The organism is Halomonas almeriensis (assembly GCF_030409235.1).
Lineage (GTDB): Bacteria > Pseudomonadota > Gammaproteobacteria > Pseudomonadales > Halomonadaceae > Halomonas > Halomonas almeriensis.
In genome coordinates this window covers 17,504-34,480 of sequence record NZ_JAUFPO010000002.1, presented here as the reverse complement: position 1 = coordinate 34,480, position 16,977 = coordinate 17,504, and the positions used below count along the sequence as shown (strand labels likewise).

19 protein-coding genes are annotated in these 16,977 nt (G+C 65.9%); 10 read left to right on the top strand and 9 right to left on the bottom strand.

What is annotated here, in order from left to right; genetic code table 11:
• Positions 1–24: 24 nt before the first annotated feature.
• A complete protein-coding gene (tsaC, locus tag QWY74_RS00405; RefSeq protein ID WP_264827489.1) occupies positions 25–582 on the bottom strand; it encodes an L-threonylcarbamoyladenylate synthase type 1 TsaC in 558 nt (185 codons plus the stop codon).
• A gap of 53 nt (positions 583–635) precedes the next feature.
• On the bottom strand, positions 636–1,733 hold the full coding sequence (gene dprA, locus QWY74_RS00400) for a DNA-processing protein DprA (RefSeq protein ID WP_290313541.1): 1,098 nt from the start codon (positions 1,731–1,733) through the stop codon (positions 636–638).
• Positions 1,734–1,895: 162 nt separating this feature from the next.
• Between dprA and def the strand changes: the two genes are divergently transcribed.
• From def to QWY74_RS00365, 7 genes are all read left to right on the top strand, one after another.
• Complete coding sequence (gene def / locus QWY74_RS00395; protein WP_264827491.1) at positions 1,896–2,408, top strand: peptide deformylase; 513 nt, start codon at positions 1,896–1,898, stop codon at positions 2,406–2,408.
• Between the two features lie 110 nt (positions 2,409–2,518).
• Complete coding sequence (gene fmt / locus QWY74_RS00390; protein WP_264827492.1) at positions 2,519–3,499, top strand: methionyl-tRNA formyltransferase; 981 nt, start codon at positions 2,519–2,521, stop codon at positions 3,497–3,499.
• Positions 3,496–4,836: a 16S rRNA (cytosine(967)-C(5))-methyltransferase RsmB gene (gene rsmB, locus QWY74_RS00385; protein ID WP_264827493.1), complete on the top strand. Its 1,341-nt coding sequence runs from the start codon at positions 3,496–3,498 to the stop codon at positions 4,834–4,836. The genes fmt and rsmB overlap by 4 nt, the downstream gene beginning before the upstream one ends.
• Before the next feature lie 57 nt (positions 4,837–4,893).
• Positions 4,894–5,097, top strand: coding sequence for a dodecin (locus tag QWY74_RS00380; RefSeq protein ID WP_264827494.1), 204 nt, complete (start codon positions 4,894–4,896; stop codon positions 5,095–5,097).
• Positions 5,098–5,195: 98 nt separating this feature from the next.
• On the top strand, positions 5,196–6,569 hold the full coding sequence (gene trkA / locus QWY74_RS00375; RefSeq protein ID WP_264827495.1) for a Trk system potassium transporter TrkA: 1,374 nt from the start codon (positions 5,196–5,198) through the stop codon (positions 6,567–6,569).
• Positions 6,570–6,612: 43 nt separating this feature from the next.
• Entirely contained in the window at positions 6,613–8,061 is a 1,449-nt protein-coding gene (locus tag QWY74_RS00370) for a TrkH family potassium uptake protein (protein ID WP_264827497.1), read from the top strand.
• 78 nt (positions 8,062–8,139) lie between these two features.
• Positions 8,140–9,372: a TraB/GumN family protein gene (locus QWY74_RS00365; RefSeq protein ID WP_264827499.1), complete on the top strand. Its 1,233-nt coding sequence runs from the start codon at positions 8,140–8,142 to the stop codon at positions 9,370–9,372.
• 157 nt (positions 9,373–9,529) lie between these two features.
• On the opposite strand, the gene QWY74_RS00360 is transcribed toward QWY74_RS00365, so the two are convergent.
• Both QWY74_RS00360 and QWY74_RS00355 read right to left on the bottom strand, forming a co-directional pair.
• Positions 9,530–10,282 (bottom strand): tRNA-uridine aminocarboxypropyltransferase, encoded by a 753-nt coding sequence (locus QWY74_RS00360; protein WP_290313540.1) that lies wholly within the window; start codon positions 10,280–10,282, stop codon positions 9,530–9,532.
• A gap of 64 nt (positions 10,283–10,346) precedes the next feature.
• Positions 10,347–11,030, bottom strand: coding sequence for an SIR2 family NAD-dependent protein deacylase (locus QWY74_RS00355; protein ID WP_290313614.1), 684 nt, complete (start codon positions 11,028–11,030; stop codon positions 10,347–10,349).
• A 205-nt stretch (positions 11,031–11,235) separates the two neighbouring features.
• On the opposite strand from QWY74_RS00355, the gene QWY74_RS00350 reads away from it, so the two are divergent.
• Genes QWY74_RS00350 through QWY74_RS00340 form a run of 3 tightly spaced genes read left to right on the top strand, consistent with a single transcriptional unit; the run spans position 11,236 to position 13,067 of the window.
• On the top strand, positions 11,236–12,003 hold the full coding sequence (locus tag QWY74_RS00350; protein ID WP_264827502.1) for a pseudouridine synthase: 768 nt from the start codon (positions 11,236–11,238) through the stop codon (positions 12,001–12,003).
• Entirely contained in the window at positions 12,000–12,827 is an 828-nt protein-coding gene (gene tcdA, locus QWY74_RS00345) for a tRNA cyclic N6-threonylcarbamoyladenosine(37) synthase TcdA (protein WP_264827503.1), read from the top strand. Before QWY74_RS00350 ends, tcdA begins: the two co-directional genes overlap by 4 nt.
• 15 nt (positions 12,828–12,842) lie before the next feature.
• On the top strand, positions 12,843–13,067 hold the full coding sequence (locus QWY74_RS00340; RefSeq protein WP_264827542.1) for a DUF1653 domain-containing protein: 225 nt from the start codon (positions 12,843–12,845) through the stop codon (positions 13,065–13,067).
• Positions 13,068–13,236: 169 nt separating this feature from the next.
• Here QWY74_RS00340 and bfr read toward each other — a convergent pair whose 3' ends face one another.
• The 5 genes from bfr to lptF form a co-directional block, all read right to left on the bottom strand.
• On the bottom strand, positions 13,237–13,716 hold the full coding sequence (gene bfr / locus QWY74_RS00335) for a bacterioferritin (RefSeq protein WP_264827506.1): 480 nt from the start codon (positions 13,714–13,716) through the stop codon (positions 13,237–13,239).
• A gap of 150 nt (positions 13,717–13,866) precedes the next feature.
• Entirely contained in the window at positions 13,867–14,073 is a 207-nt protein-coding gene (locus tag QWY74_RS00330; RefSeq protein WP_264827508.1) for a (2Fe-2S)-binding protein, read from the bottom strand.
• Positions 14,074–14,209: 136 nt separating this feature from the next.
• Positions 14,210–14,686: an RDD family protein gene (locus QWY74_RS00325; protein ID WP_264827510.1), complete on the bottom strand. Its 477-nt coding sequence runs from the start codon at positions 14,684–14,686 to the stop codon at positions 14,210–14,212.
• Positions 14,687–14,698: 12 nt separating this feature from the next.
• A complete protein-coding gene (lptG, locus tag QWY74_RS00320) occupies positions 14,699–15,763 on the bottom strand; it encodes an LPS export ABC transporter permease LptG (RefSeq protein WP_290313538.1) in 1,065 nt (354 codons plus the stop codon).
• On the bottom strand, positions 15,760–16,842 hold the full coding sequence (lptF, locus tag QWY74_RS00315; RefSeq protein ID WP_264827513.1) for an LPS export ABC transporter permease LptF: 1,083 nt from the start codon (positions 16,840–16,842) through the stop codon (positions 15,760–15,762). Before lptF ends, lptG begins: the two co-directional genes overlap by 4 nt.
• Positions 16,843–16,977: the final 135 nt, after the last annotated feature.

Below are 16,977 nucleotides of genomic sequence, written 5' to 3'. Positions count from 1 at the left end.
ACCAACGGGGTGCCGGGGGACAGGTCAGGCACGCAGCACGTCACCGGTGGCCAGGTCACGAATGGTGCTGGGTCGGGTATGGCCACCCAGGGCGCCCTCGAGAATGCCATCCAGCTCATTGCCGAAGAGCTGTTGAAGCGCTTCGAGGCTCATGACGGAGGGCTCGCCGGCACGGTTGGCCGAGGTGGAGACCAGCGGGCCGCCGAAGGCGCGGCACAGTGCCTGCACCTCGGGGTGTTCGCTGATTCTCAGGGCCACCCTGGTGTGCTCACCCCTGACCAGGGCGTGAGCTCGCCCGTTATCGGGCACCAGCCAGGTGGTCGGCTGGGCCCGGGGCTCCACCAGGCGCCGGCGTTGATCCGGCGCCAGCCCTTCCAGCCAGGGCTGACACTGCTCGAGGTCGGCCGCCACCAGAATCACGCCCTTGGCCGGGTCACGACGCTTGATGTCCAGCAGGCGTTGCAGGGCCGGGACATCATCCGGGTCGCAACCCAGCCCCCAGACGGCTTCAGTGGGGTAGGCGATCACGCCGCCTTCACGCAGTATATCGACAAGGGCATCAAGAGAACGGGCCTGTGGCATGACGGTGCATCCAATCGATCAGGGCTGAACATGAAACGGTCGAACGAATTCTATCATGCCCCCGACGGCCTCGGCAGGCGTACCCAGCCGCCCGCGGCCTGGGCCGCACGGCCCTCGAGCTCCAGAAGCAGCAGTCGCTGCTGGCACTCGGCCACCGCCAGCCCGCTCAGCTCGACCAGCACATCGACCGGGGTAGGGCTATCACTCAGCCAGGCCAGCAGAGGGTCGACACAGGCCTCCGCTTCCTCGCCGCGACACTGTGTCACAGGCTCACCACGCCACTGCCCTAGCTCGGCCAGGATATCGTCCAGGTCCCTGACCAGACTGGCGCCCTCGCGGATCAGGTGCAGGCAGCCACGTGCCTGCGGATTGTGAATCGAACCCGGCACGGCCAGCACTTCACGCCCCTGCTCGGCGGCCAGCCGGGCACTCACCAGGGAACCGCTGCGCTCGGCGGCCTCGACCACCAGCACGCCCTGCGACAGGCCGCTGATGAGACGGTTGCGGCGGGGGAAAAATCCCGCCCGAGCGCGAGTGCCCGGCGGATGCTCGGACAGCAGGAGGCCTCCTTCATCACGCAGCATCTGATGCAGGTGATAATGGCGAGCCGGGTAAACGACATCCACGCCGCAGCCCAGAACGGCGATACTGCGTCCTCCGGCCTCCAGCGCGGCCTGCTGGGCAATGCCATCGATGCCCAGCGCCATGCCGCTGACAACACACCAGCCATGCTCGGCCAACTGACGCGCAAAGCCCGCGGCATTGCCGCGCCCCTCACGAGTGGGGCGCCGCGTGCCGACCATGGCCAAGCGCGGGCGTTCCAGCGCCGCCAGGTCTCCCTGGGCCCAGAGCACCGGTGGCGGGTCGGCGATATGATCGAGCACCTGCGGCCAGCTCGAATGCCCCGGATGCAGCAGGCTACGCTGGGCCGACTCAGCCAGCCAGTCCTCCGCGGCCGCGATGCGTTCGCTGAGCGGGCTCTTATCCGGGTGCTCGAGCCACAGGCGAAGAGCCTGGGCCGCAGGGCGCGGCAGAGCAGCCAGCCAGCCATCCGGCCAGGCTGGAGCGAAGGCCAGAACCTCGGCCAGACGAGTGGCCCCGAGCCCCGGCAACAGGGATATGGCCAACCATTCCATGGCGATGCGTTGCATGGGCAAATCTCCCGGCCCGTCGCGGCAGCACTCCCGGGGCGCGCCGCGAAATGCTATACTTAAAGGTCATCAAACTAATCGGGCCGAAGCGGTTTTCTGCCCCGCCCTTCGCCCCTAGAATAGACCCGGATTTCGCTTTTCCGCACAACGGTGACCTACGCCATGGCCAAACTTCCCATTCTCGAATTCCCCGATGAACGCCTGCGCACCGAGGCGGCCCCGGTCGAGGCGGTCGACGACGGCGTGCGTCAGCTGGTCGACGACATGCTCGAGACCATGTACGACGCCAGTGGTATCGGTCTGGCCGCCACCCAGGTGGATGTCCATCGCCAAGTGATCGTCATGGACGTCAGTGAAGGGCGCAACGAGCCCAGGGTGCTCATCAACCCCCGCTATACCCCGATTGGCGAAGCCCGTGAGCCGCTTCAGGAAGGCTGCCTGTCGATCCCCGACTATTACGCCGAGGTGCCGCGGGCCCTGAAGGTTCACCTGGAAGCCTTGGATCGCGACGGTACGCCCTACGAGCTGGAGGCCGAGGGTCTACTGGCCCACTGCATCCAGCACGAATTCGACCACCTGCGCGGGGTGCTGTTTGTCGACTACCTCTCGCCACTCAAGCGCAACAGGGTCATGAAGAAAATGCAGAAGCGCCACAAGCTTGCCCAGGACGCCTGATCCACACCTCCCGGCGACACACGGCCAGGGCCCGTTGAGGCATTGGCCTTCTTAATGGTGACCCGGTTCCGTTATCATGCCGGGCACCCATTTCGGTAAGGCTCCCCGACATGTCCCAACCGCTGCGTGTCATCTTCGCTGGCACACCCGACTTCGCGGCCACCAGCCTGCAAGCGCTCCTCGAAAGCCGTCACCAGGTGGTGGGGGTCTATACCCAGCCGGACCGGGCCGCCGGTCGCGGTCGCAAGCTGACAGCCAGCCCCGTCAAGCAACTCGCCCTGGCACATGAGCTGGCGGTGTTCCAGCCTGCATCGCTGCGCTCGGGCGAGGCTCAGGCCGAACTGGCCGACCTCGAGGCCGACGTGATGGTGGTGGTCGCCTATGGCCTGATTCTGCCCCGGGCGGTACTGGAAACCCCGCGGCTGGGGTGCCTGAATGTACACGCTTCGCTGCTGCCACGCTGGCGCGGGGCGGCGCCAATCCAGCGCGCCATCGAAGCTGGCGACACCGAGAGCGGCGTGACGCTGATGCAGATGGACGAGGGGCTGGATACCGGCGACATGCTGCTGATCCGGCGCACGCCGATCACCGCGGCCACCACTGGGGGCTCCCTGCACGACAGCCTGGCGGCGCTGGGCGGCGAGGCACTCATAGAGACCCTCGACCGTCTGGTGGAGCCCGGCATCACCCCGACGCCGCAGCCCGAGGCAGGCGTCACCTACGCTGCCAAGCTGAGCAAGGCCGAAGCCGAACTGAACTTCGATGCCCCGGCGACATCGCTGGCCGCGCGGGTTCGTGCCTTCAACCCCTGGCCCGTGGCCTGGTGTCAGCTGGGCAGCGAGCGACTGCGGTTGTGGCTGGCCGAGCCGGGCACACTGGCCGCCCACGAGAGCGATGCCACCCCCGGCACCCTGCTCACGCCTGACCGGGATGCCCTGCGCATCGCCTGCCGCGACAGTGCGCTGCGCGTGACCCGTGCCCAGCTGCCCGGCGGCACCCCCCTGGGCGCCGCCGAGCTGATGCGCGCTCGGGCAGAGCGCTTCAGCGTCGGCACGCTACTCGGCCCACCTCACCGGGAGACTCCCGCATGAGCCAGCAACGTCACTCCACGCCCCGCAGCAAATCGCTGGATAACGGCCTGGCCGTGCGAGCCGCCGCCGCTCGCGCCCTGGCCCCGGTCATCACGGGCCGCAAGTCGCTCAATGACCTTGACGACCATCAGGTCATCGCCCGCGACCGCGCCCTGTTCAAGGAGCTTTGCTTCGGCACCTGCCGCACCCTGCCCCGCCTCGAGGCCCTGACCGGCAAGCTGCTGGAGAAGGCCTTCAAGACGCGGGATGCCGATATCCAGGCGCTGCTGCTGGTCGGCATCTACCAATTGTTGTACATGCGCATCCCCGCCCACGCCGCCGTGGGCGAGACCGCCGGGGCGGCTCGCCTGCTCGGCAAGACCTGGGCGACCCGGGTGCTGAATGGCTGCCTGCGACGCCTGCAGCGCGACAGCGCCGCTCTCCAGGCCGAGGTCGATAAGGATCCCGCCGTGGCACTGCTGCACCCGCGCTGGTGGGTCAGGTCACTGCGCCAGGCCTGGCCGGAAGACTGGAAGCGGATCTGCGAGGCCAACAACCAGCCGGGGCCCATGACGCTCCGCGTCAATCGGCGCTTCGGCGATCGCGAAATGTACCTGCAACGCCTCGACAGTGCCGCGCGACTCTGCCCCCATGCCCCGGATGGCCTGACCCTGGATACGCCCTGCGAAGTGAACGAGCTGCCCGGTTTTCGCGAGGGGCACGTCAGCGTGCAGGATGAGTCGGCGCAGCTCGCCGCCGTGCTGCTGGGGCCGGTAATCGCCCCGCGCCCCGGGGCGCGGGTGCTGGACGCCTGTTGTGCCCCGGGTGGCAAGGCCTCCCATCTGCTCGAGCTCTACGATGTCCAGATGCAGGCCATCGACAGCGATGACGTCCGCCTGGCCCGCGTCGAGGACACCCTGTCGCGCCTCGGGCTGGATGCCGAGCTGGTACACGGTGATGCCACCGCCCAGGACTGGTGGGATGGCACGCCCTTCGATGCCATCCTGCTGGATGCCCCCTGCTCGGGCAGCGGCGTGATTCGTCGTCACCCGGACATCAAGCGGCTGCGCCGGTCATCGGACATTGCCAAGCTGGCCGAACTGCAATCTCGCCTGCTGGACAATCTCTGGCCGCTGCTGGCCGAGGGTGGCACCCTGATGTATGCCACCTGCTCGGTGCTGCCGGCCGAGAATACCGATCAGTTGCAGGCCTTCCTGGCGCGCACTCCGGATGCCGAGGTCACCACCCCCGAAGGACTGGCCTGGGGCCAGCCGGCCGGCGCAGGGCGCCAGCTACTGCCGAGCGTTGACAGTCATGACGGCTTTTTCTATGCCAGACTGCGAAAGACGGCCGGCTGATGCCGGCCAGGCAGCAGAGACCACCCGACCAGGCTTCATTCACGAGGGATCGCCACCATGCAACATACCTACAAGCACATCGAGTTGACCGGCTCATCGGAAAAGAGCATTGAAGATGCCGTGCAAGGCGCCCTGAGCAAGGCCGCAGAGAGCCTCCACAGCATGCGCTGGTTCGAGGTGCTGGACACGCGCGGCCATATCGAGGACGGGCGTGTGGCCCACTGGCAGGTCACCATCAAGGTCGGCTTCACCCTGGACTGAGCCGATCACTGTCTTTCACCAAGCGACTGGTTTAGGCTCTTCGCCACGCCCGGTGGCATGATGCCCATGCGCTTCTTTCTTGCGGACTCTGACAGACGATGAAGATCATCATTCTCGGCGCCGGCCAGGTCGGTGGCACCCTGGCCGAACACCTGGCCCGCGAAGAGAACGACATCACGGTGGTGGACACCGATGGCGAGCGGCTGCGCGAGCTGCATACCCGCCTGGATATTCGCACCGTGGCCGGTGCGGCCTCCTACCCCATGGTGCTGCGCCAGGCGGGCTGTGAAGACGCCGACATGCTGATCGCGGTGACCAACACCGACGAAGTCAACATGATCGCCTGTCAAGTGGCGCATACCCTCTACCGCACCCCCACCAAGATCGCCCGGGTGCGGGCCACCGCCTACCTGACGCGCAAGGGCCTGTTCGCCCACGAGGCCGTGCCCATCGACGTACTGATCAGTCCCGAGCAGGTGGTCACCGACCATATCCGCCGCCTGATCGAGCACCCCGGTGCCCTCCAGGTCCTCGAATTTGCCTCGGGCCTGGTACAGCTGGTGGCCGTCAAGGCCTACTATGGCGGCCCGCTGGTGGGCCAGGAGCTGGGCTTTCTGCGCCGCCACATGCCAAGCGTGGACACCCGGGTGGCCGCCATCTATCGACGCAATCGGCCGATCATTCCGCGCGGCGACACCGTCATCGAGGCCGACGACGAGGTCTTCTTCATCGCCGCGCGGCGCGATATCCGTGCCGTGATGAGCGAACTGCGCCGACTCGAGCGCGACTTCCGGCGCATCGTCATCGTCGGCGGCGGCAACATCGGCGAGCGCCTCGCCGAACATCTGGAACACAGCCACCAGGTGAAGATCGTCGAGCGCAGCCTGGAGCGCTGCACCCAGCTCTCCGAGCGGCTCGACAGAACAGTGGTGCTGCATGGCAGCGCGACCAGCAAGCGCCTCCTCGAGGAAGAGAACATCGAGGATTGCGATATCTTCTGTGCCCTGACCAACGACGACGAGGTCAACATCATGTCGTCTATGCTAGCCAAGCGCATGGGCGCCAAAAAGGTGCTGACCCTGATCAACAATGCCGCCTACGTGGACCTGGTGCAGGGCGGCGAGATCGACATCGCGATATCCCCCCAGCAGGCCACCATCGGCAGCCTGCTGACCCATGTGCGACGCGGCGATATCGTCAATGTGCACTCGCTGCGCCGCGGGGCCGCCGAAGCCATCGAGGCCATCGCCCATGGCGACACCCAGTCCTCCAAGGTGGTGGGCAAGGCTATCGCCGACATCGACCTGCCGAGCGGCACCACCATCGGCGCGATCGTGCGTGGCAAGGAGGTCCTCATCGCCCATGATGACGTGATCGTGGAATCCGGCGATCACGTCATCCTGTTCGTCATTGACAAGCGTCGCATTCGCGACGTGGAGCGACTCTTCCAGGTGGGGCTGACCTTCTTCTGATGGAGTGGATCATGTCGACAGGGACGACGAGGAGGATCCTGCCATGAGCCTGCGCATGATCCTGCGCATCCTGGGCCTGCTGCTGATGATGTTCAGCCTGACCATGGTGCCGCCCATCCTGATCTCGCTGCTGTTCGCCGACGGCATGTGGGAGGCCTTCAGCGTCGCGCTGGGCATCACGGTGGGCACCGGAGCCTTAATGTACCTGCCCAACCGCCACGCCCGCAAGGAGCTGCGAACGCGCGACGGCTTTCTGATCGCCGCGCTGTTCTGGAGCGTACTTGGGCTGTTCGGCTCGCTGCCGCTGATGCTGACCGGGGCCTCGGCGCTGTCGCCCACCGATGCGGTCTTCGAATCCTTCTCCGGGCTGACGACCACCGGCGCCACGGTGATCACCGGCATCGACATGCTGCCCAAGGCGATTCTCTACTATCGCCAGCAGCTGCAGTGGCTGGGCGGCATGGGGATCGTGGTGCTGGCGGTGGCGATCCTGCCGACCCTGGGCGTCGGCGGCATGGCGCTGTATCGCACCGAGATCCCCGGCCCGCTCAAGGACTCCAAGCTGACGCCGCGCATCACCGAGACGGCCAAGGCCCTGTGGTATATCTATGCCACCCTGACGATCACCTGCATGCTGGCCTACATGGCGGCCGGCATGGACTGGTTCGATGCGCTGGGGCACAGCTTCTCTACGGTGGCCATCGGCGGCTTCTCGACCCATGACGCCAGCATAGGGCACTTCGACAGTGCCGTGATCGAACTGATCTGTGCCGGCTTTCTGCTGATCTCGGCGTTCAGTTTCAGCCTGCACTTCGTGGCCTGGCGGGAGCGCCGACTCACACATTACTTCCTGGACCCGGAAGCACGCTTCCTGATGATCTTCCTGTGCGTGCTGACCCTGGTCACCGCCGTCTCGCTGTGGCTTACCAGCGACTACGACACCGCCGAGGGCCTGCGCCACGCCTTCTTCGAGGTCGTCTCGGTGGCTACCACGGCGGGCTTCGGGGTCGCCGACTTTTCCTCCTGGCCCGGCGCCCTGCCCTTTTTGCTGTTCGTGGCGGCCTTCGTGGGTGGCTGCTCCGGCTCCACGGGCGGCGGCATGAAGGTCATCCGCATCATCCTGATCATCAAGCAGGGCATGCGCGAGGTCATGCGGCTGATCCATCCCAGCGCGGTGATAACGGTCAAGATCGGTAAGGTCAGTGTGCCGGAGGGCATCGCCCAGGCCGTGTGGGGGTTCTTCTCGGCCTATGTAATGCTGTTTTTCCTGATGCTGGTCGGCGTCATGGCCACCGGGGTCGACCAGGTCACCGCCTGGTCGACCGTAGGCTCCGCGCTCAACAACCTCGGCCCGGCACTCGGCGAGGCCTCGGCGCACTATGGCGACCTGCCGAGCCTGGCCAAGTGGATTCTGGTGGTCGCCATGCTGCTCGGCCGCCTGGAAATCTTCACCGTGATGGTGCTCTTTACCCCGGCCTTCTGGCGCAAGTGACGAATGCCGCGACGGGTTTGCCCGCCGGCGACACTCGTGGATAATCAACTCTCTCACCTCTTCAAGGCTCATGCGTCCATGACCGATACTCAGGACTGCACTCTCGACGAACCGGCGGCCGACGCCGTCGGCCCGCGCCGTACCCTGCAGGTTGGCACCACGCGCTACACCCTGCTGGGCACGGCCCACGTCTCGGCCAGCAGCGCCGCGGAAGTGCGCGACATGATCGCCTCCGGCGACTACGATGCGGTGGCCATCGAGCTGTGCGACTCGCGTCACCAGAACCTGGCCAACCCGGATGCCCTGGGCGAGCAGGACCTGTTCCAGGTCTTTCGTCAGGGCAAGGCCGGCATGGTCGCCGCCAGCCTCGCGCTGGGCGCCTTCCAGCAGCGTGTTGCCGAGCAGTCCGGCATCGAGCCCGGCGCCGAGATGCGTGCCGCCGTCGAGGGCGTGCGCGAGCACCAACTGCCGCTGGCGCTGATCGACCGCGACATCGGCATTACCCTCAAGCGCATCTATCACAACGTGCCCTGGTGGCAGCGTTTCTCGTTGTTTTCGGGGCTGCTGGGCGGCGTCCTGTCGCGTCAGGATGTGTCCTCGGAGGACATCGAGCGTCTCAAGGAAGGCGATGTGCTGGAGTCGACCTTTCGCGAGTTCGCGTCTCAGTCGGAGTCCTTGTATACCCCGCTGATCAGCGAGCGCGACCGTTTCATGGTATTGCGTCTGGCCGAGCTCTGCCCGCCCGGCCAGTACCGCCATGTGCTGGTGGTCATCGGCGCCGGTCATCTGGGCGGCATGAGCGAGCATCTCGAAGCGCCCCTGCCCGAGGCCCCCGCCGAGGAGCGTCAACAGCTCGAGGTGACACCACCGCGCTCGAGGATCTGGCGGGCCGTGCCCTGGCTGATCACCGCCCTGGTGCTGACCGGCTTCGCCATCGGCTTTTCGCGCAACACCCAGCTCGGCTGGGAGCTGGTGGGCGAGTGGTTCCTGATCAACGGCGTGCTCTCGGGTGCCGCGACCCTGGTTGCCCTGGCCCATCCGTTGACCGTCATCGCCACCCTCTGCGCCGCCCCGTTGACCTCTCTCAACCCCACCATCGGCGCGGGCTTCGTCGCCGCGGGGGTCGAATTGAGCCTGCGCAAACCCAAGGTGCGAGACTTCTCCACCCTGCGCCATGACGTGACCCACTGGAAGGGCTGGTGGCGCAACCGCGTGGCGCGCACCCTGCTGGTGTTTCTCACCGCTACCCTGGGCTCGGCCGCCGGCACCTGGGTGGCCGGGCTGCGAATCGCCGGCAAGCTCTTCGGTTAGGGAAGCGCTGATTTGTGTCGCGAGCGATGATAGGTTGACTGCCGCCGGAACGGAGGAACCGGAGTTTACGCGATGCTAAATGAGGATGCCGACCGGGCTCGCGCACGAGTACCGCCGGCAGCCAAGATATCGAGCGCAGCAATAAATCAGTGTTTCGCTAGCGCTCCTGGCGTGCCGCAAGCAGCCTCTGCATGGCCGGCGAGGTCTCGGTCAGCTTGATGTAGCGACGGCTCGCCGCGTAGCACTCATTGAAGACCTCGAAGTAGTCGTCCAGATGGTCCGCGGCCTGACTCTCGCCGGCCTGACGCAGCAGCTCGGCGGCCACTTCGGCGGTGCTCAGGTGCTCGGCGGAGGCCGGCTTGCGCAACCGATAGCGCGTCTGCCGGTCGGTCACCAGCGGCAGAACGGGCAGCCCCGCCAGATAGTCACTGCGGCGAAAGATCTTGCGCGCCTGCCGCCAGGTGCCATCCAGCAGAATCAGTACCGGGACTCGCCCTGCCTCGCGCCGCTTGATCACCCGCTCGACGTCGACCACCCGCTCGGCATAGCCCGGCTGATCGTCGGGAAAGACCACGAAGGGGGCATAGCGCGGATCATCCAGCAGCGCCAGGAGGGCCGGATCCGGAGCGGTGCGATACCAGGTGAAGACCCGAGTCCTCGGCAGCACATCGCGAATCAAGCGTCCCGTGTTGGTTGGCTTGTAGTGCTCGATCGGATGCGTAAGCAGCCATACCTCGACCCGACAGTGTGCACTGACCCGATAGGGACACAGACAATTCAACTCGGGTAGATTGCAGGAGGGGCAACGCACCACGGTGCTTCCGCGCGCATTGAATTCACGGCGCGGCGGCGACTCGTCGGTGTGCTCGGTCTGGGCCTGGCCGGCAGGCGGCAGCGGATCGTCTGGCATGCATCACGGGAGTGTCGCTCCAAGGGAAGCAGATTCTACCACGCTGCGCGCTAGCGTCCGAAGCTCAGAATCCCTCGTGAGGCAGCTCCAGGCGCTGCTGACGGCGCCAGTGCTCGACCAGCCGGGGGACGCCCTCACCGGCGGAAAGCGCCAGGCCATGCACGCCGGTGGTGGTCAGTTCTTCGGCCTGGGGGTCGACCAGCACGCGCGGCGCCTCCAGGGACGCTTCATCGACCAGCGAGGCCGCCGGCATGACCGCCAGCGAAGTCCCCACCACCAGCAGCAGGTCCGCCTCGGCCACCAGCGCGAGGGCATCGCCGAAGCGCGGCACCGCCTCGCCGAACCACACCACATCCGGGCGCAGTTGACTGCCCAGATCACACAGGTCGCCCAGCTCGATGCCGCCTTGCGGCAAGGGGTAACGCAGATCCGCCTTCAGCGAGGAGCGTGCCTTGAGCACCTCACCATGCAGATGCACGACATGGCGTGAGCCGGCCCGTTCGTGGAGGTCATCGATATTCTGGGTGATGATACTGACGGCAAAGCCATCGGCTTCCAGCTCGGCCAGCGCCTGGTGGCCGGCATTGGGTCGGGCACTGCGCACCTGCTCGCGCCGCGCATCATAGAAACGCAGCACCCGCTCGGGATCGCGGGCCCAGCCCTCGGGCGTCGCCACCGCCTCGATGGGATGATCGGCCCACAGCCCATCGGCCGCACGAAAGGTCTGGATACCGCTTTCGGCGCTCATGCCGGCACCGGTCAGCACCACCAGATGGGGGCTTTCAGGATGATTCGCCACATTACGCTCCTGATTGTCCATGGAAACTCGCCGGGGCCCCGCCGACCCGGGTACCGGCCCGGGTACCGGCCCGGCCGCAGACCAAAAACCGTCGAGGATGACATCCCGGCAAGCGACAGCGACAATGGCAGCCTGTTTTTCGTCAGGCGCCATCATGACCGACGCATTACCCATTCTCTACCACGATGAGCACCTTGTCGCCGTGCACAAGCCCGCCGACATGCTGGTGCATCGCAGTGCTCTGGCGCGTGGCGAGCGACGCTTCCTGGTGCAGAGCCTGCGCGACCAGATCGGCCGGCACGTCTATCCGGTCCATCGCCTCGACCGTCCGACCTCGGGCCTGATGGTGTTCGCCCTGGACAGCCGAACGGCGAGAACGCTGGCCGACGACTTCGCCGCGCATCGCGTCGGTAAACGCTACCTGGCCGTGGTGCGTGGCCATGGGCCCGAGCAGGAGTGCCTGGATTACGCCCTGCGCGACGAGGACGGACGACGCCCCAAGGCCGAGATGCCGGCCCGTGAGGCCCGCACCGCGATCGCTCGCCTGGATAGCGTCGAGCTGCCGGTGCGCGTCGACCGCTACCCCAGTGCCCGTTACTCGCTCATGGAAGCACGACCTTTGACCGGGCGGCGTCACCAGATTCGACGCCACCTGTCGCGCCGCGGTTATCCGATCATCGGCGACGCCAAGCATGGCAAGAGTGTGCACAACCGCTTCTTCGCCGAACAGCTCGACTGCCCGGGACTACTGCTGGCCGCGGTGGGACTGACCTTCACCCACCCGGTTCACGGCCAGCCCCTCTCGCTCGACTGCGCGCTGGACACTCGCCTGACCAGCCTCTTCCAGCACTTCGGCTGGTCGGGGCACTTGCCCACCAACGCGGGCCACCAGACCGCGACACGACCAATGACATCCTCATGACCGATACTGACGCCACGCCCGCTTCCTCCCGGGATGCCGACCACGAGCTTCGCTTCGGCGGTATTCGCCGCCTCTATGGACGACGCGCCGCGGATCACTTTCAACAGGCCCACGTCGTGGTGGTCGGCGTGGGGGGCGTGGGCAGCTGGGCGGCCGAAGCCCTGGCGCGTTCCGGCATCGGGCGCCTGACCCTGATCGACCTGGATGATGTCTGCGTGTCCAACGTCAACCGCCAGCTACACGCCCTGGATGGCACCATCGGCCGGCCCAAGGTCGAGGTACTGGCCGAACGCTGCCGGGCCATCAACCCGGCCATGGAGGTCATCGCCGATAGTGCCTTTGTCACCCCGAACAACCTCGCCGATCGGCTCCCTGCCGATGCCGATCATGTGATCGACGCCATCGACAACGCCGTGGCCAAGGCCGCCATGATTGCCTGGTGCAAGCGCCGCAAACAGCCGATCACCGTCACCGGGGCCGCCGGCGGCCAGACCGACCCGACTCGCATCCGCACGGCGGACCTGACGCGCACCGAACAGGACCCACTACTCGCCAGGGTCCGGTCACGCCTGCGCCGCGACCATGGGTTCTCTCGCAACCCCAGGCGGCGCTTCTCGGTGGAGTGTGTGTTTTCCGACGAGCAGCTGGTGTATCCGACCCCGGACGGCGAGGTCTGTCACACCCGGCCGGGCGCGGACGAATCGACCCGCCTGGACTGCGCCTCGGGCTTCGGCGCCGCCACCTTCGTCACCGGCACCTTCGGCTTTGTCGCCGTCAGTCGCGTCCTGGCTCGCCTGGCGCGCCAGAGCCGAGCGGCTCGATAACCCAGGAGACTCATGATGGAACCGCAGAACCCCGCTCCCGGCATTTACCGGCATTACAAGGGCGCGCTCTACGAAGTCATCGGCGTGGCCCATCACAGCGAAACCGAGGAGCCGCTGGTCGCCTACCGCGCCCTGTACGGTGACTACGGCCTCTGGGTCCGCCCGCTAGCGATGTTCATGGAAACCGTGGAGGTGCAGGGCGAACCCCTGCCCCGCTTCGCGCTGGAGAAGGCGTTTTAGGCAAGGAAGAAGAGGGAAGAGGGAAGTGCTGTAAGCTGTAAGACAGCCAGCATCGAGTCGCGAAATACTCAAGATACCCCCCGAGTCGGCGACGCCCGACCCCCCCAGACCTTTCGGGTCCAAGGGGTCTTACCTCTTAAAGCTTACAGCTTAAGGCTTGCCGCCGAGCTTACTCCGCCGCGGCCTGCATCTGCTGCTGAAGGTAGTTCTGGATCCCCACCTTGTCGATCAGGCCGAGCTCCGTCTCCAGATGATCGATGTGTTCTTCCTCATCGGAGAGGATCTGGCGGAACAGGTCGCGGCTGGCGTAGTCCTGCACCTGCTCGCAGTGCGCGATGGCATTGATCAGGTCGATGTGCGCCTTCTTCTCGATCTTGAGATCGCACTCGAGCATTTCCTTGGTGTTCTCGCCGATCAGCAGCTTGCCGTAGTCCTGAAGGTTGGGCAGGCCCTCGAGGAAGAGAATGCGCTCGATCAGGGTATCGGCGTGCTGCATTTCCTCGATGGATTCCTTGTATTCCCACTTGCCCAGCGCGTGGAATCCCCAGTCCTGATACATCTTGGCATGCAGGTAGTACTGGTTGATGGCCACCAGCTCGTTGCCGAGCACCGTGTTGAGATATTCAATGACCTTGCTGTCACCTTTCATGACGCGTCCTCTATCGTTGTCTGGCTCACTGGTCACTCTGGCACAGGGTCACGCGCCCGGCCAAGCATGCCGAACAGTCTAGATAATCACGCAGAAAGTTCAATAAAATCAAATGCTTGCAAATATCAAAGCAAACAATAGTGATTGTCATCACACGGCGTAGGCGAAATCGTCGGCGGGCATGGTCAGCATTTCCTCGACGGACTCCCGGGTGAGGCTCTTGCCCAGGCAGGCGCACTTGCCGCACTGGGTGCCGCAGCCCGTATCGCGCTGCACCTCACGCCAGCTGCGTGCGCCATCCTCCACACTCTGGCGGATGGCCTTGTCACTGACACCCTTGCAAAGACACACGTACATGACATCACCTCAGGCTGACCACGAATCAAATGTAAATGATTCGCATAGACTATCGCAACCATGGATGAGATCTTTTTTCGTACGTCATGGGGTGTCAGCCCTGCCGGGGCAGCGGGCCGGTGGACCCGGCAGTCTCTCAGGGCCGAGCGGCAGGCAGGAGCATGACGCGGGTACCGGAGGCCAGGTCCGCCCAGCTGCGTCGCCCGGGGTCCCATAGAATCCAGAGATGCCCCACGCCCAGCGCGGCCCAGGAGAGCCCTCCGACCACGAAACGCACCAGGCACTGACGCCAGTTGAGCGCCAGCCCCTGCGGCGTCTGCACGCGCAGGCGCCAGGCCTGCATGCCCAGCGTCATGCCGCCCCGCCTCCAGAAAAAACTCAGGAACCCGAAGGCGCCCAGCAACAGCAGGAGACGAAGGGACATGACCTGAGCAGCTCCCTGCCCCAACTGCTCGGCGGGCAGCCCCAGAAGGAGGCGACTGATCAGGACGTGACCAGCAGTGAGCGCCACCCATATCGCCAGCACCAGCAGGCTATCGTAGAGCATGGCGCCCAGCCGACGTCCCAGACCGGCGGGATGGGCATGCTCGAGATGGGTAAAGCGCTTGGCCATGGCAGCTCCCGCTCAGCCGCTGCGTCGCAGAAGGTAGAAACCCAGCGCCGCGCAGATCAGCGTCGGCGCCAGCACCGCCCAGGCCGGCGAGAAGCCAAAGACGGTAGAGGCCGGGCCGAGGAGGTCCTGCAGGTACTTGAAGCCCAGCCCGGTCACCACGCCGTAGAAGACTCGCGTCCCGGCCGCCACGCTGCGCAATGGCCCGAAGACGAAGGAGGCCGCTACTAGCATCAGCGACGCCATGGTCAAGGGCATCAACATTTTCTGCCAGAAGTACAGCAGTGGCTGGGTGGCATCCTGTCCCTGGGACTGCAGGTAGCTGGCATGGGCCCAGAGCTCGCTGGGCGCCTGGGTATCCACCTCACGCAGCAGGCGGTCCAGCTCGGCCGGGGTGAGGTCCGTCTCCCAGGAGCGCGTCGCCTGCTCGGTCACCACCGTGCGATTGTCCTCGAAGCGGGTCACCTTCACGTCCTCCATGACCCAGCCACCGTCCCGCCACAGGGCCCGACGGGCGCTCAGGGCCTGGCGCAGCTCGCGTCCCTCGAAACGGTAGCGCGTCAGGTCGAGCACGACATTGTCGGCGCGGATGGCGCCGAAACGGTAGAAGTCCTCGCCCTCGCGCTGCCAGCCGCCCTGCTCGGTCATCACGGCCCCCTCGCCCTGCATCTGCTGCAGACGCCAGGCGCTGGCGAATTGTTCGGTGCGCGGGCTGACGAACTCGGCGATGAACAGCACCACCGCCACCACCAGGATGATCGGCTTCATGACACTCCACAGAATGCGGCCCAGGGAACGCCCGGCAGCGCGCATGACCGTCAGCTCGTTGCTCGAGGCCATGCCGCCCAGGCCGATCAGGGCACCGATCAGCACCCCGACCGGCGCATACTGGTAGAAGCGCCAGGGCAGCCGCATGCACAGGTAGAGCAGCACATCCAGGGCACCGTAATTGCCCTCTACATCGCCCAGCTCATTGATGTAGGTGATGACCAGGTCCAGGCCCAGCAGCACCACCTGCACCACCAGAATGGCGCCCAGGACATTGCGCGCGATGTAGCGATCCAGACGGTCGGCGATCATCCACTCATCCCCTTGCGCTGCGCCTGCAGCGTCATCAGCAGGCCGATGGCCAGAAAGCCGAGGTGGATCGGCCACATGCCGAGCGCCACCGGCCAGCTCCCTCCGGCCATAGCATCCATGGCCGCCAGCAGCAGACTCAGGTAGGCCACGTACAGGAAGATCGCCGGCAGCAGCTTGGCAAAGCGCCCCTGACGCGGATTGACCCGGGACAGAGGCATGGCCAGCAGCGTGAGGATGAAGACCATGGGCGGCAGACCGAGTCGCCACTGCAATTGCGCCATAGCCTCGGGCGAGCCCTGCGCGGCCAGCACCGGCGTGCTCAGCAGCTCGGCATCATCGAGGTCCTGACGCTCGGCGGCGCCCGAGAGCCGCACCGCATAGCGACCGAAGGCCAGATGCTCGGCCACGGCACGCCCCGGATCGACGCTGAAACGCTGCCCCCGGGAAAGCACCAGGAAGCGGCTGCCGGTTTCTTCATCGACGGTCTGATAGCCCTCGGCGGCACGTGTCACCACGGTCTGCGGGGTACCATCGCCACGTCGTTGCCGCTCGCTGATGAATACCTCTTCCAGCCGTCGCTCGCTCTCGCTGAGCGTCTCCGTGTAAGCCACTCGGCCATCGCCGAAATCCTGAAAGCGTCCAGGCGCCAGCACACCGAAGTCCAGCTGGCTGCGCTGCTCGGCGATCATGGTCTCGTTGTGCAGCGCGCCGGCCGGCGTCAGCCACAGGCTGCACAGGCCGACCAGGATGGCCACCACCGTGGCCGGCAGCAGGCTGACCCACAACAGCTTGTTGGGGCTGGTCCCGCAGGCCACCAGCACGGTGATCTCGCTGTTGAGATAGAGCTGGCCAAGCGCCAGCAGAATCCCCAGGAAGAAGGCCAGCGGCAGGATGAGCTCGAGAAACCCCGGCAGATGAAAGAGCATCAGGGTGCCGAGAATATCCACGGGGATCTCGCCTTCGGCGGCATTCGAGAAATAACGAATGAAGCGACTGCCCATGATGACCAGCAACAGCACGCCGGCTACTGCCGCCATGGTCTGCAGGATCTCGCGGGTCAGGTAACGAAATATGATCAATACAGCCTCCCGGTCCGGGTTGCCGCCCTTGCTCCCGCACGACCGCAACCTCCGATCACGGCGTCGCTGGCGCATGCCCGGCCGCGCAGGGTGGCACGCTACACGGCACGGCATCCGGCCCTGGGCATCGACGCG

What these genes read in the sequence shown, in the direction of transcription:
- tsaC (WP_264827489.1), bottom strand. Translation starts at nt 582, where the DNA reads ATGCCACAGGCCCGTTCTCTTGATGCCCTTGTCGATATACTGCGTGAA.
- dprA (WP_290313541.1), bottom strand. Translation starts at nt 1,733, where the DNA reads ATGCAACGCATCGCCATGGAATGGTTGGCCATATCCCTGTTGCCGGGG.
- def (WP_264827491.1), top strand. Translation starts at nt 1,896, where the DNA reads ATGGCCAAACTTCCCATTCTCGAATTCCCCGATGAACGCCTGCGCACC.
- fmt (WP_264827492.1), top strand. Translation starts at nt 2,519, where the DNA reads ATGTCCCAACCGCTGCGTGTCATCTTCGCTGGCACACCCGACTTCGCG.
- rsmB (WP_264827493.1), top strand. Translation starts at nt 3,496, where the DNA reads ATGAGCCAGCAACGTCACTCCACGCCCCGCAGCAAATCGCTGGATAAC.
- QWY74_RS00380 (WP_264827494.1), top strand. Translation starts at nt 4,894, where the DNA reads ATGCAACATACCTACAAGCACATCGAGTTGACCGGCTCATCGGAAAAG.
- trkA (WP_264827495.1), top strand. Translation starts at nt 5,196, where the DNA reads ATGAAGATCATCATTCTCGGCGCCGGCCAGGTCGGTGGCACCCTGGCC.
- QWY74_RS00370 (WP_264827497.1), top strand. Translation starts at nt 6,613, where the DNA reads ATGAGCCTGCGCATGATCCTGCGCATCCTGGGCCTGCTGCTGATGATG.
- QWY74_RS00365 (WP_264827499.1), top strand. Translation starts at nt 8,140, where the DNA reads ATGACCGATACTCAGGACTGCACTCTCGACGAACCGGCGGCCGACGCC.
- QWY74_RS00360 (WP_290313540.1), bottom strand. Translation starts at nt 10,282, where the DNA reads ATGCCAGACGATCCGCTGCCGCCTGCCGGCCAGGCCCAGACCGAGCAC.
- QWY74_RS00355 (WP_290313614.1), bottom strand. Translation starts at nt 11,030, where the DNA reads ATGAGCGCCGAAAGCGGTATCCAGACCTTTCGTGCGGCCGATGGGCTG.
- QWY74_RS00350 (WP_264827502.1), top strand. Translation starts at nt 11,236, where the DNA reads ATGACCGACGCATTACCCATTCTCTACCACGATGAGCACCTTGTCGCC.
- tcdA (WP_264827503.1), top strand. Translation starts at nt 12,000, where the DNA reads ATGACCGATACTGACGCCACGCCCGCTTCCTCCCGGGATGCCGACCAC.
- QWY74_RS00340 (WP_264827542.1), top strand. Translation starts at nt 12,843, where the DNA reads ATGGAACCGCAGAACCCCGCTCCCGGCATTTACCGGCATTACAAGGGC.
- bfr (WP_264827506.1), bottom strand. Translation starts at nt 13,716, where the DNA reads ATGAAAGGTGACAGCAAGGTCATTGAATATCTCAACACGGTGCTCGGC.
- QWY74_RS00330 (WP_264827508.1), bottom strand. Translation starts at nt 14,073, where the DNA reads ATGTACGTGTGTCTTTGCAAGGGTGTCAGTGACAAGGCCATCCGCCAG.
- QWY74_RS00325 (WP_264827510.1), bottom strand. Translation starts at nt 14,686, where the DNA reads ATGGCCAAGCGCTTTACCCATCTCGAGCATGCCCATCCCGCCGGTCTG.
- lptG (WP_290313538.1), bottom strand. Translation starts at nt 15,763, where the DNA reads ATGATCGCCGACCGTCTGGATCGCTACATCGCGCGCAATGTCCTGGGC.